General features: G+C 54.9%; 1 protein-coding gene. It reads left to right on the top strand.

The window, feature by feature from the left end; genetic code table 11:
• Positions 1-572: 4-hydroxyphenylpyruvate dioxygenase (gene hppD, locus VZ95_RS21135; RefSeq protein ID WP_045777627.1), on the top strand; the 572-nt coding region annotated here is incomplete at both ends.

The raw sequence follows: 572 nt of genomic DNA, 5'->3' as shown, positions 1-572 counted from the left end.
GCTGACGCAGATCGATCACCTCACCCATAACGTCCATCGCGGGCGGATGACCGAATGGTCGACCTTCTACGAGCGCCTGTTTAACTTCCGCGAAATTCGCTACTTCGACATCGAAGGCAAGGTAACGGGGCTTGTGTCGAAAGCCATGACCAGCCCCTGCGGTAAAATCCGCATTCCGATCAACGAAAGCTCGGACGATAAGAGCCAGATCGAAGAATATTTGCGCGCGTACAACGGCGAAGGCATTCAGCATATCGCGCTCGCGACCGATGATATTTATGAGACCGTCGAGGCGCTTCAGAAGAAAAACGTGAAGTTCATGGATACGCCGGAGAGCTATTACGAACTCATCGGCAATCGGCTGCCCTACCATGATGAAGACGCCGAGCGCCTGAAGAAGGACCGGATTCTGATCGACGGCGCGCCGACCGAGGACGGCGGCATTCTGCTGCAAATTTTCACTGATACGGTGATCGGCCCGATCTTCTTCGAAATCATTCAGCGCAAGGGCGACGAAGGCTTCGGCGAGGGCAATTTCCGCGCCCTGTTCGAATCCATCGAACTCGACCAAA

The organism is Elstera litoralis (assembly GCF_000963705.1).
GTDB classification, from domain to species: domain Bacteria; phylum Pseudomonadota; class Alphaproteobacteria; order Elsterales; family Elsteraceae; genus Elstera; species Elstera litoralis.
This window is presented reverse-complemented; position numbering and strand designations above follow the sequence as displayed.